The organism is Solimonas aquatica, from assembly GCF_900111015.1.
Taxonomy (GTDB): Bacteria; Pseudomonadota; Gammaproteobacteria; order Nevskiales; family Nevskiaceae; genus Solimonas; species Solimonas aquatica.
The window spans coordinates 186,264-209,764 of record NZ_FOFS01000006.1 but is presented as its reverse complement, the minus strand read 5'-3'; the positions used below and the strand labels follow the sequence as shown (position 1 = coordinate 209,764).

16 protein-coding genes and 1 pseudogene are annotated in these 23,501 nt (G+C 66.2%); 14 read left to right on the top strand and 3 right to left on the bottom strand.

The genetic code is table 11. The features are described from left to right. Window positions 1–59 precede the first annotated feature (59 nt). Together BMY12_RS09400 and BMY12_RS09395 are read right to left on the bottom strand one after the other, a co-directional pair. Window positions 60–3,545: an indolepyruvate ferredoxin oxidoreductase family protein gene (locus tag BMY12_RS09400; protein WP_093285013.1), complete on the bottom strand. Its 3,486-nt coding sequence runs from the start codon at window positions 3,543–3,545 to the stop codon at window positions 60–62. Between the two features lie 215 nt (window positions 3,546–3,760). Continuing rightward, the gene (locus BMY12_RS09395) at window positions 3,761–4,237 is read right to left on the bottom strand and encodes a VOC family protein (RefSeq protein ID WP_093285140.1); all 477 of its coding nucleotides are present in this window, start codon (window positions 4,235–4,237) and stop codon (window positions 3,761–3,763) included. 193 nt (window positions 4,238–4,430) lie between these two features. Here BMY12_RS09395 and BMY12_RS09390 point away from each other — a divergent pair, with 193 nt between their 5' ends. The 14 genes and pseudogenes from BMY12_RS09390 (at window position 4,431) to BMY12_RS09325 (ending at window position 22,422) form a co-directional block, all read left to right on the top strand. Further along, the gene (locus tag BMY12_RS09390) at window positions 4,431–5,684 is read left to right on the top strand and encodes a metal-dependent hydrolase family protein (RefSeq protein ID WP_093285010.1); all 1,254 of its coding nucleotides are present in this window, start codon (window positions 4,431–4,433) and stop codon (window positions 5,682–5,684) included. A 55-nt stretch (window positions 5,685–5,739) separates the two neighbouring features. Continuing rightward, window positions 5,740–7,134, top strand: a complete 1,395-nt coding sequence (locus BMY12_RS09385) for an aromatic ring-hydroxylating oxygenase subunit alpha (protein ID WP_093285008.1) — start codon at window positions 5,740–5,742, stop codon at window positions 7,132–7,134. A 235-nt stretch (window positions 7,135–7,369) separates the two neighbouring features. After that, on the top strand, window positions 7,370–7,705 hold the full coding sequence (locus BMY12_RS09380; protein WP_218140142.1) for a Rieske (2Fe-2S) protein: 336 nt from the start codon (window positions 7,370–7,372) through the stop codon (window positions 7,703–7,705). Between the two features lie 19 nt (window positions 7,706–7,724). Beyond that, complete coding sequence (locus BMY12_RS09375; RefSeq protein WP_093285005.1) at window positions 7,725–8,930, top strand: acyl-CoA dehydrogenase family protein; 1,206 nt, start codon at window positions 7,725–7,727, stop codon at window positions 8,928–8,930. Further along, window positions 8,927–9,973: an acyl-CoA dehydrogenase family protein gene (locus tag BMY12_RS09370; protein WP_093285002.1), complete on the top strand. Its 1,047-nt coding sequence runs from the start codon at window positions 8,927–8,929 to the stop codon at window positions 9,971–9,973. Before BMY12_RS09375 ends, BMY12_RS09370 begins: the two co-directional genes overlap by 4 nt. A 287-nt stretch (window positions 9,974–10,260) precedes the next feature. Further along, window positions 10,261–12,729 (top strand): TonB-dependent receptor, encoded by a 2,469-nt coding sequence (locus BMY12_RS09365; RefSeq protein WP_093284998.1) that lies wholly within the window; start codon window positions 10,261–10,263, stop codon window positions 12,727–12,729. A 304-nt stretch (window positions 12,730–13,033) separates the two neighbouring features. Next, window positions 13,034–14,020 carry an acrylyl-CoA reductase (NADPH) gene (acuI, locus tag BMY12_RS09360; RefSeq protein ID WP_093284995.1) on the top strand — a complete coding sequence of 329 codons (987 nt, stop codon included), beginning with the start codon at window positions 13,034–13,036 and terminating at the stop codon, window positions 14,018–14,020. A gap of 87 nt (window positions 14,021–14,107) precedes the next feature. Further along, window positions 14,108–15,301 carry an FAS1-like dehydratase domain-containing protein gene (locus tag BMY12_RS09355; RefSeq protein WP_093284993.1) on the top strand — a complete coding sequence of 398 codons (1,194 nt, stop codon included), beginning with the start codon at window positions 14,108–14,110 and terminating at the stop codon, window positions 15,299–15,301. A gap of 7 nt (window positions 15,302–15,308) precedes the next feature. Beyond that, a complete protein-coding gene (locus BMY12_RS09350; protein ID WP_093285135.1) occupies window positions 15,309–17,012 on the top strand; it encodes a class I adenylate-forming enzyme family protein in 1,704 nt (567 codons plus the stop codon). Between the two features lie 51 nt (window positions 17,013–17,063). Continuing rightward, window positions 17,064–18,764 (top strand): FAD-dependent oxidoreductase, encoded by a 1,701-nt coding sequence (locus BMY12_RS09345; protein ID WP_093284990.1) that lies wholly within the window; start codon window positions 17,064–17,066, stop codon window positions 18,762–18,764. Beyond that, window positions 18,761–19,030, top strand: a pseudogene (locus BMY12_RS20890) (DUF3237 family protein); the annotation flags it as partial. The gene BMY12_RS09345 and the pseudogene BMY12_RS20890, both read left to right, overlap by 4 nt. 175 nt (window positions 19,031–19,205) lie before the next feature. After that, window positions 19,206–20,144 carry an aldo/keto reductase gene (locus BMY12_RS09335; protein ID WP_093284987.1) on the top strand — a complete coding sequence of 313 codons (939 nt, stop codon included), beginning with the start codon at window positions 19,206–19,208 and terminating at the stop codon, window positions 20,142–20,144. 14 nt (window positions 20,145–20,158) lie between these two features. Beyond that, a complete protein-coding gene (locus tag BMY12_RS09330) occupies window positions 20,159–20,395 on the top strand; it encodes a VOC family protein (RefSeq protein WP_093284985.1) in 237 nt (78 codons plus the stop codon). Window positions 20,396–20,475: 80 nt separating this feature from the next. Then, window positions 20,476–22,422: a pyrroloquinoline quinone-dependent dehydrogenase gene (locus tag BMY12_RS09325; protein WP_143068905.1), complete on the top strand. Its 1,947-nt coding sequence runs from the start codon at window positions 20,476–20,478 to the stop codon at window positions 22,420–22,422. Here BMY12_RS09325 and BMY12_RS09320 read toward each other — a convergent pair. Beyond that, complete coding sequence (locus BMY12_RS09320; protein WP_093284980.1) at window positions 22,412–23,329, bottom strand: LysR family transcriptional regulator; 918 nt, start codon at window positions 23,327–23,329, stop codon at window positions 22,412–22,414. The genes BMY12_RS09325 and BMY12_RS09320 overlap by 11 nt on opposite strands. Between the last annotated feature and the right edge of the window lie 172 nt (window positions 23,330–23,501).

The window sequence follows — 23,501 nt, the reverse complement described above, 5'->3', positions numbered from 1 at the left end:
CTGATCCTTGAAGAAGATGAGTCGGTGAAGATTGCGGGGCGGCGCCTGGCAGCGCCGCCTCAGGCGGCGCGGTAGTGCGGTGGCGCGGTGGGCTGTTCGAAGGCCGCGAGCAGCGTCTGCAGGCGCGTCTCGTAGGCGGCCAGGGCGGCCAGCTTCACCGGACCGTAGCCGCGGATCTCGCTGGCGGCGCGCGCCAGTTCGATGGCCGCCGGCAGGCGCGCGGCGTCGAGCTTGGCGAGCACTTGTTCGATCAGCGCGCGGTAGCGCTCGATCAGCTGGCGCTCCAGGCGCCGCTCCGGGAAGTAGCCGATGGGATCGAAGGGCGTGCCGCGCAGCACCTTCAGCGGCGCCAGCAGACGGAACAGCGGATACGTCCACCAGCCGCCGAAGCGGCGCTTCTTCGGGCGGCCGGAAGCGTCGTGGCCCGGCAGCATGGGCGGAGCGAGATGGAAGTCCAGCTTGAAGTCGCCGCCGAACTGCGCGTGGATGCGGCGCATGAAGGTGCCGTCGGTGTACAGGCGCGCCACCTCGTACTCGTCCTTGTAGGCCATCAGCCGCGCCAGGGTCAGCGCCACCTCGCGCACGAAGCGCTCGCCTTCGGGCAGCTTGAGCGCGGCCACGCGCTGGCGCACGCGGCTGATGAAGTCGTGGTAGCGCTGCGCGTACGGCGCGTTCTGATAAGCCGTGAGCAGACGCATGCGGCTGGCCAGCACATCGTCCACGGTTTCCAGCGGCACGATCTGTTCGGCGCTGCTCTGCAGTTCTGCGGCCAGGGCCTCGGGATCGTGCGCGGCGAGCCGGCCCAGCGCGAAGGTGCGCAGATTGCCTTCCACGAACGTGCCGTTGAGGCGGATCGCTTCCTGGATCGCCGGCACGGACAGCGGCAGCAGGCCTTTTTGCGCGGCATAGCCGAGCATGAAGACATTGGTGCCGATGCTGTCGCCGGTGAGCTGGGTGGCGAGCCGGCTGGCATGCACCTCGAACACCGGGCCGCCGTCGATGGCGGCCATGATCGCGCTGCGCATCCTGGCTTCGCCCAGATCGATGTTCTTGTTCGACTGGAAATCGCCGGTGGGCGCGACGTCGCGGTTGAGGATCGCCGCCGTGTGGCCGGGCTTGATGGTCTTGAGCACGCCGGCGCCGGAGCCGACGATCAGGTCGCAGGCGAGCATCAGATCGGTCATGCCTTCCGACAGTCGCGAGGTGTAGATGCCGGCCGGCGTGGGGCCGAGGCGGATATGGCTGGTCACCGCGCCGCCCTTCTGCGCCATGCCGGTCATGTCCAGCACCGTGCAGCCCTTGTGGTCGAGGTGCGCGGCCATGCCCAGCAGCGCGCCGATGGTCAGCACGCCGGTGCCGCCGATGCCGCCGACCAGGATGTTGTAGCCGCGCGCGTCCATGGCCGCGAGCGGCGGCGCCGGCAGCGCCGCGATCAGCGCCTGCAGCCGCTGCGGATCGCCGCTGCTGCGCGCCACGATCTTGGCGCCCGTGACGCTCACGAACGAAGGGCAGAAGCCCTTGATGCAGCTGTAGTCCTTGTTGCAGGTGGACTGGTCGATCTTGCGCTTGCGGCCGAACTCGGTTTCCAGCGGTTCGATGCTGATGCAGTTGGACTGCACCGAGCAGTCGCCGCAGCCTTCGCAGACATCCGGATTGATGAAGATGCGCTGATCGGGATCGGCCGTCAGGCCGCGCTTGCGGCGGCGGCGTTTCTCGGTGGCGCAGGTCTGTTCGTAGACGATGCCGGACACGCCCTTGAGTTCGCGCAGCTCGCGCTGCAGGGCATCGAGTTCGTCGCGATGGCGCAGGCCGGAGTTGGCCGGCATCTGGCGCTGGTCGTACTGCTCCGGATGATCGGAGACCAGGTACACCGGCCGCACGCCCTCGGAGAGCAGCTGGCGCACCATGTCCACCGGCGTGATGCTCTGCTCCACCGGCTGGCCGCCGGTCATGGCCACGGCATCGTTGTACAGCACCTTGTAGGTGATATTGGCCTTGGCCGCGACCGAGGCGCGGATCGCCAGCACGCCGGAATGCGAGTAGGTGCCGTCGCCCATGTTCTGGAACATGTGCGGGGTGTCGACGAACTGGCTCACCGAGACCCAGGGCGAGCCCTCATGACCCATGGGCATGAACTGCATGGTCTGGCGATCCATGACCACGGCGGCCAGGCCGTGGCAACCGATGCCGCCCATGGCGCGCGAGCCTTCCGGCAGACGCGTGCTGGTGTTGTGCGGGCAGCCCGAGCAGAAATAGGCGGGGCGCACGGTGCCGGAGCCCAGGCTCAGCGCGCGCGACTCCAGCTCGCGATACTGCGCCAGCTGCGCGGCCACGCGCGCGTCGTGCAGGCCCAGCTGATCGAGCAGGGTGGCGATGGCGCGACGCGCCTGCGGCACGCTCAGCTCGCCGACGCTGGACAGCAGCGGCGCGCCCTGCAGGTCCTGCTTGCCGGCCAGGGCCGGGCGCTCGGCGGCATCGAGCGTGTACAGCGCGCGCGCGATCTGGTCTTCCATCACCGGACGCTTTTCTTCGATCACCAGCACCGCCTGGCTGCCGCGCGCGAAGTTGCGGATGCCCTGCGGGTCCATGGGCCAGATCAGGCCGGGCTTGTGCAGGCGCAGGCCCAGACGCGCGCAGGTGTCTTCATCCAGGCCCAGGTCGGAGAGTGCCTGGCGCACGTCGAGATAAGCCTTGCCGGCGCTGATGATGCTCAGCGTGCGGCGCTCGCCGTCGAAGATCGTGCGGTCGATGCCGTTGGCGCGCGCGAACGCGGTGGCGGCCGGCAGGCGCTTGTTGACCAGCCAGTCCTCTTCCACCAGCGGCGGCAGATTCGGACGCAGGTTCAAACCTTCCGGCGGCAGTTCGATGTCGGCGGGATTCACGTAGCGGCGGTAAGGGTCCGGCAGTTCCACCGTGCCCGAGAGGTCCAGGGTGTCGGTGATGGTCTTCAGACCCACGTAGCAGCCGCTGTAGCGCGACATCGCCCAGCCCAACAGGCCGAACTCGATGATCTCGCCGATGGTCGCCGGATACAGCACCGGCAGCATCGCGGCAATCAGGGTGTGCTCGGACTGATGCGCGCTGTCCGAGGACTTGCCGCCGTGATCGTCGCCGGCCACCGCCAGGAAGCCGCCCTTGGCCGAAGCGCCTTCGAAGTTGCCGAGCTTGAGCGATTCGCAGGCGCGGTCCACGCCGATGCCCTTGCCGTACCAGAGGCCGAACACGCCTTCGAATTCGGACTTGCCGAACCACTGCAGTTCCTGCGTGCCGCGGATGGCGCTCACCGCCAGTTCTTCATTGAGGCCGGCGCGGAAGCGGATGTTGTGCTCGTCCAGCAGCTTCTGTGCGCCCCAGAGATTGGAGTCGTACACGCCCAGCGGCGAGCCGCGGTAGCCGGAGATGTAGCCGGCAGTTTTCAGGCCGGCGGCGCGGTCGCGGCGTGCCTGATCCAGGGGCAGACGCACCAGCGCCTGGTTGGAATTCATGAAGACCCGTCCGCCGGCCTGCAGGTATTTGTCGTCGAGGGTGGTTACGGACTTGGTCATCGGGAAAATCGCTGTACAGAAATGGAGCCGGTGGACACGAGCCTCCGGCCTCGCCGGAAAAGCGAGCGCTGGACAGTCTGCCACGCGTGCCGGCGCGCAGATCGCGCGCTGGGGGTGCGATCAAAACCGCTGTCCGGTGCAGACAAACGCAGAAGACCGGCTCGGGCAGCCGAGCCGGTCTGGTCCTGGTGCGGCGCCGGCCTGAAGCGCCTTGTTCAGCGTGCGCGCGGCGGCAGCTTTTCCATGCCGAACTCGCAGTGCGGCGCGGTCTGCTGCACTTCGATCAGATTGCCTTCCGGATCGCGGCCGTAGATCGACTTCACATGGCCCACGTCGATCGGCGCCGGCTGGCTGAAACTCATGCCCAGGCCCTTGAGCCGGGTGTACTCGTGTTCGATGTCGGTGGCGTCCACGCAAAAATGCGTATAGCCCTTGTCGTAGGGATTCAGCGGCCTGGTGACATCCGGCGCCGGCGCCTTGTACTGGAACATCTCCAGGTAGCAGGTGCCGGCGCGCAGCATGGCGCCCCGCGCCGCCGAGCCCGGCACATCGACGATCTTGTCGATGAACTCGCTGTTCTCCCATTCGAAGGGTTCGCCCACCACTTCGAAGCCGAAGGCTTCCCTGTAGAACTTCACCATCTTGTTCATGTCGCGCACGTGGATGGCGACGTGATGAATGCCTCTGATCATATTTTTCTCCTCCGCCGGGATGAAAATCATCGAGTTACAGAATCAGCCCGGAGTCTAGCCAGCCGCCTTCGCGAGGCAGAAGGCCCTAGCCAGGGGAGGCAAGATGGCATGCCTGTGTGGTCATTCGGGGGCGCGGGAGCGCTGGGCATAATTCCGGTCATCGCCAGCGAAAGAACTGGAGGAGCCTGCTCCCATGTCGAAAATTCTGATTTCCCAAGCCCGCGTCTTCGACGGTAGCGGCGCTGCGCCCTTCGAAGCCGATGTGCTGGTCGAAGGCAATCGCATCCGCACCGTGTCGCGCAGCCGCCTCAATGCCGAGGGCGCGCAACTGATCGACGGCAGGAACAAGTTCCTCATGCCGGGCATGACCGAGGGTCACGCGCATCTGTCCTTCGAAGCGGTCACCGCCACCGAAGACCTCATCACGCCGCCGCCGGAAGAGCACACCCTGCTCACCGCGCGCGTCGCCAAGTCCCTGCTCGATGCCGGCTTCACCAGCGCCTGGGGCGCTTCGGAAGCCAAGCTGCGCCTGGGCGTGGCGGTGCGCAATGAAGTGGACGCCGGCCGCCTGCCGGGTCCGCGCATCCGCGCCGGCTCGCTGGAGATTTCCGTCACCGGCGGCATGGGCGACGAGAGCAAGCTGCACAATCCGCGCAAGGGGCCTTCGATCATCGTCGACGGCCCGGAAGAGATGCGCAAGGCCGTGCGCCTGTGCTGCCGCGAAGGCTGCGACAACATCAAGCTCGACGTCTCCGGCGATCCCTTCTATCCCAACACGCCGGCCCACACCACGCCGATGGCCTATGAGGAGATCCTCATGGCCGTGGAAACCGCGCACGCCTACGGACGCAAGGTCAACGCGCACACACGCAGCATCGCCGGCACCCAGGCCTGCCTCAAGGCCGGCGTCGATATGCTGTTCCACTGCGAGTACAGCGACGAGAAAACCCTCGACCTGTTCGAGGAAGCCAAGGACCGCGTGTTCGTGGTGCCCACGGTCAGCCTGTTCCACACCATCGTCAAGAACGAGGCGGCGGCCATCGGCCTCACGGCCGAAGTCGGCGGCTACATGGGCATTCCGGCGCTGCTGGAAGCCTCGGTGCAGACCCACACGGCGCTGCGCAAGCGCGGCATCCGGCATCTGATCGGCGGTGACTACGGCTTTGCCTGGAGCAAGAACGGCACCAATGCCCGCGATCTGCAGTTCTTCGTGGACTACTACGGCTACACCCCGGCCGAAGCCCTGCGCTGCGCCACCTACAACGGCGGTCTGGCGATGAGCCGCGGCGAAGACCGGCTGGGCCTGATCAAGGACGGCTATCTGGCCGACCTGCTGCTGATCGACGGCGATCCGCTCAGCGATCTGTCGATCCTGCTCAAGCCCGAGCGCATGCCGCTGATCATGAAGGACGGCCAGCTGTACAAGAACCAGGGCAGCGCTCGCTGAGCACGCGCGGCCCCGCAAGACTTTCAAGCATACGAATCGAGCTGGAGAAACGCCCATGAGCACCGACACTCTCGACAAAGGCCAGGCCCGCTGCCCGGGCGCGCCGAGCACCCAGGACATCATCGCCGCCGACAAGGTGACGGCGCCCGGCTGGGTCCGTTCCGAGTCCTACCAGTTCCTCGGCGACGCGGACATTCCCAAGAACCGCTACATCGATCCGGCGTTCGCCAAGCTGGAGTTCGAGACGCTGTGGAAGAAGACCTGGCAGTTCGCCTGCCGCGAAGAGCACATCCCCAATGTCGGCGACTACCACGTCTACGACCTGGGGCCGTACTCCTTCATCATCACCCGCGTCACCGACACCGAGATCCGCGCCTACTACAACGCCTGTCTGCATCGCGGCACCAAGCTGCGCGCCTCGGGCACCGAGGGCAGCACCGATGAATTCCGCTGCAGCTTCCACGGCTGGAGCTGGAACCTCGACGGCTCGCACAAGGAAACCGTCTGCCACTGGGACTTCCCGCATGTGAAGTCCAAGGACTTCGCGCTGCCGCAGGCGCGCGTGGAAACCCTGGGCGGCTTCGTGTTCATCAACATGGACGCCAAGGCGCCAAGCCTGGCCGAGTACCTGGGCCCCGAGGCGCTGGCGCACATCAAGGCCTGGAAGCTGGAAAACCGCTACGTGTACCTGCACGTCGCCAAGCGTCTGCCCTGCAACTGGAAGCTCGCCATCGAGGCCTTCCAGGAGGCGTATCACGTCATCGAGACGCACCCGCAGGTGGCGCCGTCCAATGGCGATGCCAACTCGCAGTACGACGTCTACGGCGAGCACGTGGACCGCTTCATCTCCACGCTGGGCGTGGTCAGCCCGCATCTGTACGGCAAGATCAGCGAGCAGGACATCCTCAACCAGTTCACGCTCGGCGACAGCAGCGCCCTGGGCGACACCAAGCTCACGGTCAAGGACGGCGGCAGCGCGCGCGCGGTGATGGCCGAGATGTTCCGCGGCATGTTCGAGAAGGCCACCAACACCGACCTGTCCAAGGTTTCGGATTCGGAGCTGCTGGACTGCTTCTCGTACACGGTGTTCCCCAACACCTTCCTGTTCCCCGGCATCTCGCTGCCGATGGTCTACCGCTTCCGTCCGGACCCGCGCGATCATCGCAAATGCCTTTACGAGGTGCTGTTCCTGCGTCCGGTGCCGGTGGACGGCAGCCGTCCGATGCCGGCCGAGGCGATCCGTCTGGAAGACCATCAGTCCTTCAAGGAAGCGGCGGGCATGGACCCGGGCTTCGGCGGCATTCTCGATCAGGACACCGACAATCTGGTGCTGCAGCAGGAAGGTCTGGAAGCCAGCGCCAAGAACGGTCTCACCCTGGGCAACTACCAGGAAATCCGCATCCGTCACTTCGAGCAGACGGTGGACAAGTACGTCGGCCGCAAGGCCTGAAGTTTTCAGAAGTGTGTTGCGGCGGACGCCGCAGCCGATGCGCAATGCTGCCGAGGCTGCGGTGCCCGTCCGTTGTTTGAGTGCTGAGCAGGCCGCCTGCGTGCGGTGTCGGCCAGGGACGAAAAATGCCGGAAGAGTCTGAGGCCAGCGACTTGTCGCCGGACATCAATTCTTGCCGCCGGCTTTCCTCCCATACTGCTTCAGCGCAGATCATCCGCAAAACGGGTCAGCAATCGTGTCGAGTTCCTACGCGCGTGTGGTGAAGAGCACCGAGATTCCCTCGGGTGGCAGGAAGGTGGTGGAGGTGGAAGGCAAGGCGATCGTGATCTGCCATGTCAACAACAACTTCTACGCCATTGCCAACCGTTGCTCGCACGCCGAGCGGCCGCTGGAGCGCGGGCGCCTGGGGCAGGGCTGGATCGCCTGTCCTTTCCACGGTGCGCGCTTCGAACTCGCCACCGGCAAGGCCATGAATCTGCCCGCCACCGAGCCGGTGGTGACGTATCCGCTGCGCATTGTCGAAGATTGGATCGAGGTGCTGGTCGAGGCCGCGCCGCCGTCCGGTGGCTGAGCAGAACACGGAGACAGGGATGAAGCCTGACAACACCGCGGACGCGCTGCGCATGGAGGTCCGCTCCTGGCTGCACGAGCATCTGCCGCGCCAGTGGCGCAAGGCCATGACCGGCTGCGATCAGGAAGCTTTCGTGCGCGCACAGCGCGAATGGTTCTACAAGCTGGCGGCCGCCGGCTACGCCACGCCGCACTGGCCGCAGGGCTGGCCCGGCGGCGGACGCCCGCTGGCCGAGCAGAAAATCATTTATGAAGAAGTGGCCCGCGCCGACGCGCCGCGCCTGATTCTGTATTTTGTCTCGCTGTATCACGCCGCCTGCACCATTCTCGAATGGGGCACGCAGGAGCAGAAGCAGCTGTACCTGCCGCGCATCCTCAAGGGCGAGGTCTGGTGCCAGGGCTTTTCCGAACCCAATGCCGGCTCGGATCTGGCTTCACTCAAGACCCGCGCGGAGCGCAAGGGCGACCGCTACGTGATCAATGGCCAGAAGACCTGGTCGACGATGGCGCAGTACGCCGACCGCTGCCTGCTACTGGCGCGCAGCGGCAAGTCCGATCCGCCGCAGGGCGGTTTGTCGTACTTCCTGCTCGATCTGCGCAGCAAGGGTGTTTCGGTGCGGCCCATCGCACAGATCACCGGCGACGACGAGTTTGCGGAAATCTTCTTCGACGATGTCGAGATTCCGGTGGAGAACCGCATCGGTGCCGATGGTGAAGGCTGGGCGGTGGCGCAGTCCACGCTGTCCTCCGAGCGCGGCCTGACGCTGGTGGAGCTGACGCAGCGCATGCGCTACGCGCTGCCGCGCATCGTCGCCACCATGCGCGAGCAGGGCCTGATCGACGATGGCGCGCGCCGTCGCGAACTCGGCGAGCTGATTCCCAAGGTGCACGCGGCCTGCGCGCTGGCCGACCGCTATCTGCTCAAGCGCATTTCCGGTGAGGAAGCGCCGGGCGATGCCTCCGTGGTCAAGCTCTACTACTCGCGCGTGTTGCGCGAGTTCGTGTCGCTGGGCATGCGCTGCGGCGGACTGTCGGCGCAGTTTCAGGAAGACTTCACGCGCGGCGGCGGACAGGAAACCGGCAACTGGCCGGTGGACTTCATGAACTCCTACAACTGGTCGATCGCCGGTGGTAGCGATGAAGTCCAGCGCAACATCATTTCCGAGCGTCTGCTGCGCATGCCGCGCGAGCCGCGCAACTGGCAACTGAGCGGTGAACGCTCATGAGCCAGGCGTTGAACGAGCTGCGCGATAGCGCGCGGCAGGTGCTGGGCAAGCTGGGCCTGGCTGCTGATGAGAACCAGACCTGGCCGCTGCTGGTGGAACTCGGCTGGCTGCTGGTGGCGCTGCCCGAGGACGACGGTGGACTGGAGCAGGGCCTGGCCGGCGCGGTGGCCTTCCATACCGAGCTGGGTCGTGGTCTTGCCGCCGCACCGTACGCCAGCGCGCTGCTGGCCATCGACGCCGTACAGCATGCCGAGTTCGCGCAGCGCCAGAGCTTTCTGGAACGTTTCACTGCTGCCGAGTATGTGGCCGCGCCCATGGCGGCTTCGCATCTGGACCTGCGCCGCGACGGCAGCCGTCTGCTGCTGACCGGCGGCGTCGCCGCGCTGGAGTCGGCGGATCGTGCCACGCATCTGCTGCTGAGCAGCCAGGACGACCGCTGTGTGGCGCTGGTGCCCACGCGGCAGCCGGGCCTGAGCCTGCGCGCGCGCAACACCTGGGATCCCAGCCGGCGTCTGTTCGAGGCGCAGTTGCAGGACGTGCCGCTGGACCCGGCGCTGCTGCTGGCGCAGGGCGAGGCAGCGCAGCTGCTGTGCCGTCGTCTGCGCAGCCTGCGCGAGCTGAGCCTGGCCGCCGACGCCGTGGGTGGCGCCGCCGCCGCCTTGACGATGACGGTCGAGTATCTGCAGACGCGTCGTCAGTTCGGCCGTCCGCTGGCGCTGTTCCAGGCGCTCAAGCATCGCTGCGCGGATCTCTGCGCACTCAGTGTCGCCGCCGAAGCGCAGCTGGCCGATACCGTGAGCCGCTACGAGACGCGGCTGGCCGAGCCCGATGGCGAGCTTGCCGCCAAGACCGCCAGGCAGCTGGCTTGCAGCGTCTACGCGCGCGTGGCCGAAGAGGCACTGCAGCTGCATGGCGGCATCGGCATGACCTCCGAGCACGCCTGCCATCGTTTCCTGAAGCGCGCCCTGCTCGATGAGCAGCTGGGTCTGCCGGCGGCGCAGGCGGCATGCGATATCGCCGGGGCTTTCATCGCCGCCTGCTGAAGAAGGGCGCCGGGTGAGGTTTCGCCCGGCGCCCGCCGCTGACAGCAGCCTGCATCATCACGCCGGTCATCGCCGGCAGGGCTTCTGATGCAACTTGCCGCTACGCGAAATCTCACTTGATTGCGGGGCTTTGAGCGCATCGCAGCGTGCTGCAGTGCATTGTCGCCCGCGCGGCGCTCTGTCTAACCTTGATTCCAACAGCGTCGGCTGCGCAATGCGCAGCGACAGACGCAACAAAAAACGCGAAACGCCGTTTCCGGCGTGGCGACGAAGGAAGAGGAGAGACGATGAGCAAGCGATACGCATCCTTGCCTGTGCTGGCAGTGGCCTTGCTGCTGCAGGCCGCACCCTTGCGCGCACAGACTGAAACAGCCGCCGAGACGCCCGCCGCTGCGGCTGAAACGCCTACTTCTCCCTGGCTGGAGGAGGTCGTGGTGACCGCCCGAAAGCGACAGGAGTCGATTCTCAAGGTGCCGGTGGTGGCCACCGCACTCTCCGAGGATCAGCTCACGCAGTTCGCCACCAACAGCCTCTATTCGGTGTCCGAGCGCGTGCCCGGCCTGCTGCTGGGCACCAACACTGCCTCGATCGGCACCCAGGTCTCGCTGCGCGGCATCGGCACCGGCACGCTCAATCCGACCATCGATCAGTCGGTGTCGCTGAACATGGATGGCGTGCAGATGACGCAGGGCACTGCCTACAAGTCGGCGATGTTCGATGCGCAGCAGATCGAAGTGCTGAAGGGCCCGCAGGCCTTGTTCTATGGCAAGAGCAGCCCCGGCGGCGTGATCTCGGTGCGCAGCGCCAATCCCGGCAATGCCTTCGAGATGCTGCTGCGTGGCGGCTATGAATTCGAAGCGCAGGACAAGCGCGGCGAGCTGATCCTCTCCGGTCCGGTGAGCGAGACCCTGGGCCTGCGTCTGGCTTCGATGTTCTCGCGCTCGCAGGGTTTCTTCCGCAATGATGCCGAGGCTGTTCCGGGCCTGGGCGGGCGCGATCCCCGATATCGCGACTTCGCGCCGAAGCAGGAATGGCTGCTGCGCGGCACGGCGGTGTGGAAGCCGCTGGACAGGTTCCAGGCGCAGCTCAAGGCCAACCTGACCGGCCTGGATATCGAGGGCGACGGCGGCGGGCAGCAGTACAAGTCCTGCCCCGATGGCACCGGCGCGCCGGCTGGCGTGCCGTTTCTGGGCGGTGAGGATTGCCGCTGGAACCGGCATCTGCGGCTGGTGGACATGGACCCGGCGGCCTTCATCGGCATCCGCAACAACGGCGTGCCTTTCAGCCATGTCTCGCAGCAGTTCGGTTCGCTGCAGCTGGACTACGATCTGACGAACGAGCTGCGTCTGAGCTCGGTGAGCGGCCTGTTCTCCACCTTCCAGTCGGTGATGATCAACGGCACCGACGCCACGGCCGCCGGCCCTGCCGTGGTGGCCGACACCGACTTCACGCGCGAGGACTTCACGCAGGAACTGCGTCTGAGCTCGTCCTTCTCGGGGCCGCTCAATTTCATGCTGGGCGGCTTCTATCAGGACGGCCGCATGAAGAACACCAATAACCTGCTGGGCAATACCGCGATCTTCGGCTCCGCTTACGCGCAGCTGCAGAAGGGCTATCACCTGATCGACATCGAATCCACCTCGGCCTTCGGTCAGTTGCTGTGGCGCGCGATTCCCACGCTGGAGCTGGCCGGCGGTCTGCGCTGGACCCAGGAGACGCGCAAGCAGACGCAGGTCAACCAGATCACCGGCAGCCCGGTGCGTACTGCGCTCGGCGATCCGAAGCTGGATTCCAACAACGTCTCGCCGGAATTCACCGCCACCTACACGCCGACGGATACCTTCACGCTGTTCGGCTCCTACAAGCAGGCCTACAAGTCCGGCTCCTTCGACACCGTGCAGATGATCGCAGCGGGTGGCAAGAGTTCGTTCGGCGACGAAGAGGTCAAGGGCGTGGAGGCCGGCATCAAGTCGCGCTTCTTCGACCACCGCCTGAGCCTGAATGTCGCGGCCTATCAGTATCGCTACAGCGATCTGCAGGTCGGTGCCAACGAGACCGACACCACCACCGGCCAGATTGCCATCCGCACGCTGAATGCGGCGTCCGCCAAGGTCTATGGCCTGGACATGGACGCCAGCTATGTGCCGCTGCTGATCAGCGGCCTGCGCCTCAACGCAGCGCTGAACTACAACCACGCGCGCTACGACCGCTTCGACAATGCGCAGTGCTGGGGCGGACAGACCATTTCCGAAGGCTGCAATCTGATTCCGGATCCCGATCCCACGCATATCGATCCAGGCACAGGTGCGCCGCTGTTTACCGCGCAGGATCTGTCCGGCCGCGAGCTGCTGCGCGCGCCGGACTGGTCGGCCAATTTCGGCTTCGAGTACGAGCGTCCGCTGAGCCGCGGCACCACGCTGAGCGTCGCCACCAGCACGCTGTATTCCTCGAAGTACTACACCAATGCCCTGCTGCGCCGCGACATGATTCAGGATGCCTATTTCAAGACCAGCGCCAGCCTCGCGCTGCGCGGTCCGAACGAAGGCTGGGAGCTGGCGCTGATCGGCAACAATCTGGGCAACAAGATCGTCACCGGTGCCTGCATCAACGGCAATCTCGCCAATGGCGTGCTGCTCGGCGGCCAGAACACCGGCGGTGCCAACCACGGTTCGGCGGGTGTCGACGAGCTGGCCTGCACCCCGGAACCGGGTCGCGAAGTCTGGCTGCGCCTGACCCTGCGGCCGAAGGCGCCGTAAGCAGGTGGCGGCGTGCAGCGTCGGCATCTACCGCCGGCGCTGCACGGATGCGCCAAATGTCGAAGGGCTCGCAGATGATGCCGGGATAGGCTGGGGTGGCGGGGGCTAGAATTTTTAAAAGCGGTATGCTGCGGCGGCCTTGCGCGTGTCACGGCCGCAGGCGCTCAAGAAGAGGAATGCGGCGTTCAATCCCCTGAATGGATCTGAGGGCTGCGACCGCAAGGTATTTCGGGGGCTTGATCAAAAAGTCCTGCTCCGCTCAACACCCATTTCGTATTTCGAGTCTTTCTCAAGGACCATGCCCATGTTCTCTGCAGTGTTGATCTCCAAGGATGAAAAAGGCCAGACCGTCGCGCTTTCCCAGATCGACGAGGCGCAGCTGCCGGAAGGCGATGTCAGCATCGACGTCGAATACTCGACGCTGAACTACAAGGACGGCCTGGCCATCACCGGCAAGTCGCCGGTGGTGCGCAAGTTCCCGATGGTGCCCGGCATCGACCTCGCCGGCGTGGTCACGCAGAGCAGCCACGCCGAGTTCGCCGTGGGTGATCGCGTGGTGCTCAATGGCTGGGGCGTGGGTGAGGGTCACTGGGGCGGTCTGGCGCAGAAGGCGCGTCTGAAGGGCGACTGGCTGGTGAAGCTGCCCAGCGCCTTCACCGCGCGACAGGCCATGGCCATCGGCACCGCCGGTTACACCGCCGCGCTGTGCGTGGAAGCGCTGGTCAACTTCGGCGTCAAGCCGGAAGCCGGCGAGGTGCTGGTCACCGGCGCCACCGGCGGCGTGGGCAGCGTGGCCGTGGCGCTGCTGGCCAAGGCCGGCTTCAAGGTGGCGGCCGCCACCGGCAAGGCCAGCGAAGGCGAGTACCTGCAGAAGCTGGGCGCCAGCACCATCATCGACCGCAACGAACTCTCGGCCGCCGGCAAGCCGCTGCAGAAGGAACGCTGGGCCGGCGTGGTCGATTCCGTGGGCAGCCACACCCTGGTCAATGCCTGCGCGCAGACCCGTTACGGCGGCGCCGTGGCGGCCTGCGGTCTGGCGCAGGGCATGGATTTCCCGGCCTCGGTGGCGCCCTTCATCCTGCGCGGCGTGGCGCTGCTGGGCATCGACTCGGTGATGGCGCCGCGCGCGCGTCGCCTGCCGGCCTGGGCGCGTCTGGCCAAGGATCTGGATCCGGCGGCGCTGGCGTTGATCGCCGGCACCGAGATCGGTCTGCAGGAAGCCATCGGCGTGGCCGGTGAGCTGATCGCCGGCAGGATCCGCGGTCGCGTCGTGGTCAACGTCAACCGTTAAACGCAGCACGCGGCCGCCTGCGGGCGGCCGCGGATTTTTCACGGCCCGCGCTCGCGACCGTTCATACACGTAGAGGAACGCTTGTTCATGTCCAACACCAAAACCTCGGATGCGGCCGTGCAGCTCGACCTGAGCGATCTCGACAAATGGGTCGGCAAGCCGGTGATCTTTGCCGAGCTCTGGGACCCGTGTAATGCCACCGACATCCGTCGCTGGGTGATGGCGATGGACTACGCCAATCCGATCCACTGGGATCAGGAGTTCGCGGCCCGCTCGCAGTTCGGCGGCATCGTCGCCCCGCAGTCCTTCGCGGTGGCCATGGACTATGGCCACGGCTGCCATCCGGCCTGCGTCGGCAAGATTCCCGGCTCGCATCTGATCTTCGGTGGCGAGGAATGGTGGTTCTTCGGCGCGCCGATCCGTCCCGGCGACAAGCTGTTCCAGAAGCGTCGCTTCGACGGCTATGACGTCAAGGACACCAGCTTCGCCGGTCCCACCATCTTCACGCGCGGTGACACCGAGCATCGCAACCAGAACGGCGTGCTGGTCGCGCGCGAACGCGCCACGGCCATCCGTTATCTGCGCGAGGAAGCCGCCAAGCGCGCGGTCTATGGCAAGGAAAAGGCCAATCCCAAGCGTTGGACCAAGGAAGAACTCGCCGAGATCCAGAAGCTGCGCTACCAGTGGATTCTGTCCAACCGTGAAGGCAAGTCGCCGGCCTATGGCGATGTGAAGGTGGGCGACAAGCTGCCGCGCCGCGTGATCGGCCCGCATACCATCACCACCTTCGTCACTGAATACCGCGCCTTCCGCCAGAACATCTGGGGCACCTGGCGCTGGAATGTGCCGGAAGGTGTTTACGATCCGGCCAAGGAAGACGCCGGCTTTGCCTCCGACATGACCTATGACCACGACGCGCGCAAGGTCGATCCGCGCATGGGTGACGGCCTGTATCACGGCCCCTCCAGCGGGCATCTGAATCTGGAGAAGGCCGAGAACATCGCCATGGGCGGCATGTACGGCTACGGCGCTTCGATGAACGCCTGGCATGTGGACTATGTCGCCTACTGGGCCGGCCACAACGGTTTCATCTGGCATTCCACCACGCAGTTCCGCAGCCCGGCCTTCGAAGGTGACATCACCTACATCGACGGCGAAGTGGTGGACAAGCAGGACCGCAGCGCCTACGGCTGCCCGGTGGCGGTGGTGCAGGTGAAGATGAGCACGCAGACCGGCGAGACCATTCTCAAGGGCACGGCGGAAGTGCAGCTGCCGTACTGAGATGAGCATGCAAGCCACGCCCTCCCTGTCCCTGGTGCACGGCATTGCGCTGAGCGAAGAGCCGGGCATCGGCGCCCTGACCATTCCCGCTTATCTGCGCGAGGTGGTGCAGCGCTACGGCGCGCGCGAGGCGCTGGTGATGCATCAGCACGGCGGCGTCGAGCGCTGGAGCTACGACACGCTGATGGCGAAGTCGATGGAAGTGGCCAAGGCCCTGATCGCCAGCGGCGTGGGCAAGGACAGCCGCGTCGGCATCCTGATGACCAACCGTCTGGAGTTTCTCTCCATGCTGTTCGGCACCGCGCTGGCCGGCGGTGTGGCGGTGGCGCTGAGCACCTTCTCCACCACAGCGGAGCTGGAATACCTGGTGCGCGCCTCCGGCGTCTCGGTGCTGGCCTTCGACGGCCGCGTGCTGAAGAAGGATTTCGGCGCGGCCCTGGCCGAGATCGAGCCGGCGCTGTTGCAGGCCAGGCCCGGCGAGATCCGCTCCGCGAAGTTTCCCTTCCTGCGTCATCTGCTGCGTCTGCCCTCGGTCACCAATCCGCTCAGCGATGAGGTGATCGCCGGCGAGGTGTTCGAGCCCTGGGCGGCGTTTCTCGCGCGCGGCCGCGACATCCCCGATGCGGTGGTCGAGGCGCGCGCCGATCTGGTCAAGCCTTCGGACGCCGGCGGTCTGTTCTTCTCCTCCGGCACCACCAGCCTGCCCAAGGGCATCCTGCATGCGCAGCGCGCCTTCGCCATCCAGTGGTGGCGCTGGCCGCGCGTGATGTCGGTCAAGGGCGCGGTGCGCAGCTGGACCGGCAATGGTTTTTTCTGGTCCGGCAATATCTCGATGATCGTCGGCGTGGCGCTGTCCACCGGCGGTGCGGCGGTGCTGCAGCCTTACTTCGAGCCGGATCAGGCGCTGCACCTGATGGAAGTGGAGAAGGTGAACTTCCTCTCCGGCCGTCCGCATCAGTGGGCGCGTCTGCAGGAGTGCCCGGGCTGGGCCACGGCTGATCTGTCCAGCCTGCACTACGTCACCAACTCGGAGCTGATGAAAGAGCATCCGACGGTGAACACCGACTGGCGCCTGCCGATGTCCTTCGGCACCAGCGAGACCATGACCATCAACACCTCGTACTCCGCCGACACCCCGGCCGAGCAGTACGCGGGCAGTGCCGGCGTGCCGCTGCCGGGCAACACGCTCAAGATCATCGATCCGGACAGCGGTGCGCTGCGTCCGCGCGGCGAGCGCGGCGAAATCTGCATCAAGGGCCCGACGCTGATGCTCGGCTATCTGGGCAAGGGCGCCGAGGACTGCTTCGACGAGGAAGGTTATTACCGCACCGGCGACGGCGGTTATGTCGATGCAGAGGGCCGCCTGTACTGGGAAGGCCGCCTCACCGAAATCATCCGCACCGGCGGCGCCAATGTCTCGCCGCTGGAAATCGACGCGCTGCTGTCCAGCTATCCCGGCGTGCGGCGCGCGCAGACCGTGGGCGTGCCGGACAGACTGCTCGGCGAGCTGGTGGTGTCCTGCGTGGTGCCGCAGGACGATGCGCGCCTGGAAGAAAGCACCATCCGCGACTTTCTGAAAGACAAGCTGGCCAGCTTCAAGGTGCCGCGTCGCGTGCTGATTCTGCGCGACGAAGAGGTGCAGGTCACCGGCAACGGCAAGGTCAAGCTCGCCGAGCTGAGAGCCCTGGCCGCGCAGCGCCTCGCCGGCTGAGGCGCGCCTCCCGGCCTTCAAAAAAGCGGCCGTATTTCCCGGGAGCGGCGCATGCGCGACTTCGACGAAACCTTCGACTTTGTCGTCGTCGGCAGTGGTGGCGGCTCGATGTGTGCGGCGCTGCTGATGCGTCAGGCCGGACAGCGCGTGGCGATACTGGAAAAGACCGAGCTGATCGGCGGCACCACGGCGCGTTCCGGCGGGGTGATGTGGATTCCGGACAACCCGTTCATGAAGCGCGACGGCGTGCCCGACAGCTTCGCGCAGGCCAGCCGCTACCTGGATGCGGTACTGGGCGAGCAGGCCGATGCGCCCGGCGCCTCGCCGCTGCGGCGCCGCGTGTATCTGCAGCAGGCGCCGCGCATGGTGGCGTTTCTGCTGCAGCAGGGCGTGAAGCTGGATCGCGTGCGCGAATGGCCGGATTACTACGACGAGCTGCCCGGCGGCTCGGTGCCGGGGCGCGCGGTGGTGGCGCAGCTGTTCGATCTCAATGAACTGGGCGAGTGGAAACATCGCCTGCGCGCCACCTTCATCCAGGCGCCGGTGCCGGCCTCGCTGGAGGAGATGCTGGAGCTGCCGGCTTACAAGCAATCCTGGCGGGTGAAGGCGCTGCTGCTCAAGCTGATCCTGCGCGCGGTCTGGGCGCGGCTCAGCGGCAAGCAGTGGGTGGCCGGCGGCGCGGCGCTGCAGGGCCGCATGCTGCAGGCGGCGCTGCGTGCCGGCGTGGAGATCCGCAGCAGCGCGCCGGTGAGCGAGCTGCTGCTCGATGCGCACGGCGCGGTCTGCGGCGTGCAGACGCTGAAGGACGGCCAACCCTGGCGCATCGGCGCGCGTCTGGGCGTGCTGGTCAATGCCGGCGGCTTTGCCCACAACCAGGCGATGCGCGACCAGTACACGCCCGGCACCTCGGTGCAATGGACCATGGCCGCGCCCGGTGACACCGGCGAGATGATCCGCGAGATGATGCGGCACGGCGCCGCCATCGCGCAGATGCAGGCGCGCGTCGGCAATCAGCAGACGCATCCACCCGGCAGCGAGCAGCAGGAATTCAAACCAGGCGCGCAGGCGCTCACCGCCGCGCCGCACGCGATCCTCGTCGATCAAAGCGGTCAGCGCTACATGAACGAAGGCGGCTCCTACATGGCCTATTGCCAGGGCATGCTGGCGCGCCACCGCCAGGTGCCGGCGGTGCCCAGCTGGGCGATCTTCGACAGTCAGTACCTGCGCAAATACATGCTCGCCGGCACCATGCCCGGCAGCAGGAAGCCGCAGCAGTGGTATGACACGGGCTATCTGAAAAAAGCCGACACGCTGGCCGCACTGGCCGCGCAGCTCAACCTGGACGCCGCCATGCTGGAAGCCACGGTGAGCCGTTTCAACGGCTTTGTCGCGAACAACCGCGACGAGGACTTCCATCGCGGCGAGCGCGCGTACGACCGCTGGCTGGGCGATCCCTTTCATCGTCCTTCGGAAACCCTGGGCCGCATCGCGCAGGCGCCGTTCTACGCGGTGCCGGTGCTGCCGGGTGATGTCGGTACTTACGGCGGCGTGGTCTGCGATGAGCATTCGCGCGTGCTGCGCGAGGACGGTTCGGTGATCGCAGGGCTTTATGCCACCGGCGTGTCCACGGCCTCGGTGATGGGGCTTGCTTATCCCGGCCCGGGTGCCAGCGTCGGGCCGTCCTTCGTCTGGGGCTATGTCGCGGCGCTGGATGCGCTGCAGCGGGCCCGCGAAGCCGGGCACACGCCATGAATACCGAGCAAAGCCCGCCGGCGCTGCCCGGCATCCGCCTGCTGATGACACTGACGATCCAGACGCATCCGCTGTGCAGGCTGGCGCAGACGCCGCTGGGGGATCGCGCGGTGTTCGAGGTTGGCGGCGGCTGCTTCAGCGGGCCGCAGCTGCGCGGCCGCGTCCTGCCCGCCGGTGGTGACTGGCTGATCCGCAGCGGCACGCGTGCGCTGCTGGACGTGCGCCTGGTGCTGGAAACCGAGGATGGCGTGCACATTCTCTGCCAGTACAGCGGCTGTGGTGCGCCGCGTGATGGCGCGCCGCGCGTGGAAGTGGGTGCGCGCTTCATCGCCCCCGGCCGGCGCCTACGACTGGCTCAATGCGCTTCAGGCCTTCGGTCTCGGGCAGGCGACGAGCGAAGGCGTGCGGTATCACCTTTACCGATTCGAATAGGACGGCATCATGCAAAAGCGCCATGTCGGACGCTCGGGTCTGCGCGTCGGCACCGTGGGCCTGGGCTGCAACAACTTCGGCTGGAAGATCGATCAGGCCGCCTCCAATGCGGTGGTGGCCCAGGCGCTCGATCTGGGTGTGGACCTGTTCGACGTCGCGGATCGTTACGGCACTTGCGGCGGCGAATCCGAGATCGTGCTGGGCAGGGCCCTGGGCGCGCGGCGCAAGGACATCGTGCTGCTGAGCAAGTTCGGGCTCGATCTCAACGACTACCGCGTGCGGCATGGCTCGCGCCGCTACGTGCTCAGCGCCGTGGAAGGCAGCCTGCAGCGGCTGAACACCGACTACCTGGACGTGTACATGGTCCACTGGCCGGACTACGACACGCCCATGGACGAGACCCTGCGCGCGCTCGATGATCTGGTGCGCAGCGGCAAGGTGCGCTACATCGCGGTGTCGAACCTGGAACCCTGGCGCATCGCCGATGCGGTGTGGATTTCCCGTCATGGCCGCCTGGAAACCTTCATCGCCGCGCAGCATGAGTACAACCTGCTCAAGCGCGATGCCGAAGCCGAGCTGATTCCGGCGCTGCAGCACTACGGCCTGGGCTTCATTCCCTATTACCCGCTGGCCAGCGGCCTGCTCAGCGGCAAGTACACCGATGGCAGCGGCGGCAAGGGCCGCTTGAGCGAGAACTTCCTGCGTACTGGCGATGTGTTTCTCACCGAGCGCAATCTGCGCATCGCCGGCGCGCTGCAGACCTTCTGCAGCGCGCGCGGCCGCAGCCTGCTGGAACTGGCAATCAGCTGGCTGGCCACGCGGCCCACGGTGGCCAGCGTGATCTGCGGCGCGACGCTGCCCGAGCAGGTGGCACAGAACGTCAAGGCCGCCGGCTGGCAGCTCAGTGCCGAGGAACTGGCCGAGGTGGATCGCATCAGCAAGCCTTGAACCGGAGCTGCGCCATGATTCGTGTGCTGCATCATGTTTCGCTGTCCACCACCGACATGGACCGCTTCGTGCGTTTCTACCGCGATCTGCTGGGCCTCAGGCTGGATCGCATCTCGCCGCCGCAGCACATCGCGCCGGGCCGCTGCACCTCCTGCTACTTCTACGATCCGGACGGCAATCTGCTGGAGCTGCAGCAGATTCATGCCGGCAGCCCGATCCGTCCGGCCTTGGGTCTGGCGGGCGGCAATTGAAGCTCTCGCGCCTCGGCTTGACGCTCTCCGGCTTTTGGCGTCACCATTCTGACGCAAAATAAAACCAGAGCCAGATCCCTGTGAACATCCTGTCCCCGATGTGCCGCCGCTGCGGTCTTTTCCTCTTGCTCGCGGTCTTGAGCCTTGCGGCCGGCGCCGCCGATACCGACACGCATCAGCTCGGCACCAAGTATTCGCCGCTGGCGCAGATCAATACGCAGAACGTGGCGCGGCTGCAGAAGGCCTGGGAGTTCCACACTGGCGAGGCGCCGCCCAAGGACGTGAAGGACGCGCTGATCGCCTTCGAAGACCAGCCGAGTCTGATCGAAGGCAATCTGGTGGTCTGCACCACTTCACGCCGCCTGATTGCGCTGGATCCGCAGACCGGCAAGCAGCGCTGGGTGTTCGATCCCAAGAGCCAGAAGGTGGGCATGCAGAAATGCCGCGGCATCACGCACTGGCAGGACCGGCGTGCCGAAGCAGGTGCGGCCTGCGCCTCGCGCATTTTCCTGGGCACCACCGACTACAGCCTGATCGCCCTCGACGCCAGAACCGGGCGCCGCTGCGAGGGCTTCGGCGAGCAGGGCGTGGTGAAGATGCAGATGGACAAGCCGGAGCTTTTCCGTGGCGAAGTGGTGGCCGCGTCCAATCCGGCGGTAGTGGGTGATGTGGTGGTGGTGGGCTCGGCGGTGGCCGACAACCAGCGCGTGGCCGCACCCAGCGGTCGCGTGCAGGCTTTCGATGCGCGCAGCGGCGCGCTGCGCTGGCGTTTCGATCCGGTGCCGCGTGAAGCCAGCGATCCGGCATCCGGCAGCTGGGCGCCGGGCTCGGCGGCGCAGCACGGCGCCGGCAATGTCTGGTCTTCGATGGCGGTGGATCAGGCGCTCGACATGGTGTACCTGCCCACCACCAGCCCTTCCGGTGATTTCTATGGCGGTGATCGCCTCGGCGACAACCGCTACACCTCGTCCATCGTTGCCTTGCAGGGCAGCACCGGCAAGGTGGTCTGGCATTTCCAGTTCGTGCATCACAATATCTTCGATTACGACACGCCGTCCGAGCCGCTGCTGATCGATCTGCCGCAGCCCGACGGCCGCGTGGTGCCGGCGCTGGTGCAGAACAACAAGACCGGCCTGATCTTCATGTTCAACCGCGCCACCGGCGAACCGCTGCAGCCGATCGCCGAACGCAGCGTGCCGCAGAGCACCATGAGCGGCGAAAAGGCAGCGCCCACGCAGCCATTTCCGGTGGGCATGCCCACGCTGACGCCGCAGAGTTTTTCGCCGGAGGATGTCTGGGGCTTCACGCCCATCGACAAATGGTTGTGCAAGCGCAAGGCACAGGGCTATCGCTACGGCACCATCTTCACCCCGCCCAGCGAGCAGGGCACCATCTTCTCGCCCTCGGTGGGCGGCGGTCCCAACTGGGGCGGCGGCGCCTATGACCCGGCCAGCCACATCATGGTGGTGCCTTCCAATCGCGTGCCCACCATCGTCACGCTGATTCCGCGCGCCAAGGCCAAGCTCGGCGCCTCGCAGGCGATTGAAAGCGGCGGTGCGATGAACTTCGCCGTGGCGGGCGCACCCTATGTCACGCGCGTGGAGCCGCTGCTCTCGGTGCTGGGTGCGCCCTGTTCGGCGCCGCCCTGGGCCGCGCTCACCGCCGTGGACCTGGTGAAACGCAAGATCGTCTGGGAAGTGCCGCTGGGCAGCATCGAAGCCATGATGCCCATGAAGCCGCCCAAGAGCCTGTTCGACGCCAATCTCGGCACACCCGGCGCGGGCGGCCCGCTGCTCACCGCCGGCGGTCTGGTGTTCATCGGCTACACGCTGGACAACCAGCTGCGCGCCTTCGATCTGAAAACCGGCAAGGTGCTCTGGCAGAGCGAGCTGCCGGCCGCGGGCACGGCGGTGCCGGTCAGCTATGAAGCCGGCGGCGAGCAGTACGTGGTGATCACGGCCGGTGGCCACACCATGTACCGCTCCAAGACCAGCGACGCGGTGGTGGCGTACAAGCTCAAGCGCTGAGCTTGTTCAAGGCCTCCAGTCTGGTGATCAGGTGAGGGCGCATGAAGTCGAGAAAGGCGCGCAGCTTCAGAGGCAGTGGCTTTTGCTGGCCGTGAATCAGGTGCACGGGTAACGGTGCTGCCTCGAACTTGCGCAGCACTACGGTCAGGGACTTGTCGAGCACCGGCGCTTGCACCTGATACGACAGCAAGCGCGCAAGACCCACGCCTGCAATGGCGGCATCGACAGCCGCCTCCGCAGTATTGACACTCAGGCGCGACTGCACCGGCACGCTGATCGCGGCTTTGCCGCCGCCGAACACCCAGTGGTCCTGTGGCGCTGAAAACAGCGTGAAGCTGATGCAGCTGTGTCGTGTCAGATCGCTCGGGCGTCTTGGTGTGCCGCGAGTCCTGAGATAAGCGGGGCTTGCGCAGACCACGCTGCGCACACTACCCACCCGCGTCGCCACCAGCGTGCTGTCGGGTAGCGCGCCGATGCGCACCGCCGCGTCCACGTGCTCGTCCCAGAAGCTGACGACGCGATCGCTGAGCATCAGGCGCACATTTACCTCGGGATAGGCACACAGAAACTCGCTGATCAGCGGCAGAACGTGCAGCCGCCCGAACACCAGCGGCGCGGCCACGATCAGTTCACCCCTGGGTGCCTGGTATTCGCCTGCCGCCGCGCGTTCGGCTTCGCCCACTTGTTCGAGGATATGACGGCAGGCTGCCAGATAGGCCTGACCGCTGTCGGTCAGATCGAGCTTGCGTGTGGACCGCGTCAGCAGGCGCGCGCCGATGTGCTTCTCCAGCTCCGAGAGCTTGCGGCTTACCGTCGCCAGCGGCATGTGCAGCCTGCGGCCCGCAGCGGACAGGCTGCCGGCTTCCACCACGGCGGTGAACACCGACATCGCTTCCAGGCGATTCATGAATTATTCCGAAAAATGGATGGATGCCTGTCGATATTGCGGTCTACTCGATGTTAATGAAAGGGCCTAATTTCACCGAGGTCGGCACCGGTGCCGCCGCTGCCAACACCCACAACCCGATCAGGAGTCGTCCATGAACAGCAGTACCTCCCAGCGCCTCGGTGCCGGCCTG

Excerpts from the sequence above, each read along its gene's own strand:
- BMY12_RS09400 (WP_093285013.1), bottom strand. The coding sequence starts at position 3,545 with ATGACCAAGTCCGTAACCACCCTCGACGACAAATACCTGCAGGCCGGC.
- BMY12_RS09395 (WP_093285140.1), bottom strand. The coding sequence starts at position 4,237 with ATGATCAGAGGCATTCATCACGTCGCCATCCACGTGCGCGACATGAAC.
- BMY12_RS09390 (WP_093285010.1), top strand. The coding sequence starts at position 4,431 with ATGTCGAAAATTCTGATTTCCCAAGCCCGCGTCTTCGACGGTAGCGGC.
- BMY12_RS09385 (WP_093285008.1), top strand. The coding sequence starts at position 5,740 with ATGAGCACCGACACTCTCGACAAAGGCCAGGCCCGCTGCCCGGGCGCG.
- BMY12_RS09375 (WP_093285005.1), top strand. The coding sequence starts at position 7,725 with ATGAAGCCTGACAACACCGCGGACGCGCTGCGCATGGAGGTCCGCTCC.
- BMY12_RS09370 (WP_093285002.1), top strand. The coding sequence starts at position 8,927 with ATGAGCCAGGCGTTGAACGAGCTGCGCGATAGCGCGCGGCAGGTGCTG.
- BMY12_RS09365 (WP_093284998.1), top strand. The coding sequence starts at position 10,261 with ATGAGCAAGCGATACGCATCCTTGCCTGTGCTGGCAGTGGCCTTGCTG.
- acuI (WP_093284995.1), top strand. The coding sequence starts at position 13,034 with ATGTTCTCTGCAGTGTTGATCTCCAAGGATGAAAAAGGCCAGACCGTC.
- BMY12_RS09355 (WP_093284993.1), top strand. The coding sequence starts at position 14,108 with ATGTCCAACACCAAAACCTCGGATGCGGCCGTGCAGCTCGACCTGAGC.
- BMY12_RS09350 (WP_093285135.1), top strand. The coding sequence starts at position 15,309 with ATGCAAGCCACGCCCTCCCTGTCCCTGGTGCACGGCATTGCGCTGAGC.
- BMY12_RS09345 (WP_093284990.1), top strand. The coding sequence starts at position 17,064 with ATGCGCGACTTCGACGAAACCTTCGACTTTGTCGTCGTCGGCAGTGGT.
- BMY12_RS09335 (WP_093284987.1), top strand. The coding sequence starts at position 19,206 with ATGCAAAAGCGCCATGTCGGACGCTCGGGTCTGCGCGTCGGCACCGTG.
- BMY12_RS09330 (WP_093284985.1), top strand. The coding sequence starts at position 20,159 with ATGATTCGTGTGCTGCATCATGTTTCGCTGTCCACCACCGACATGGAC.
- BMY12_RS09320 (WP_093284980.1), bottom strand. The coding sequence starts at position 23,329 with ATGAATCGCCTGGAAGCGATGTCGGTGTTCACCGCCGTGGTGGAAGCC.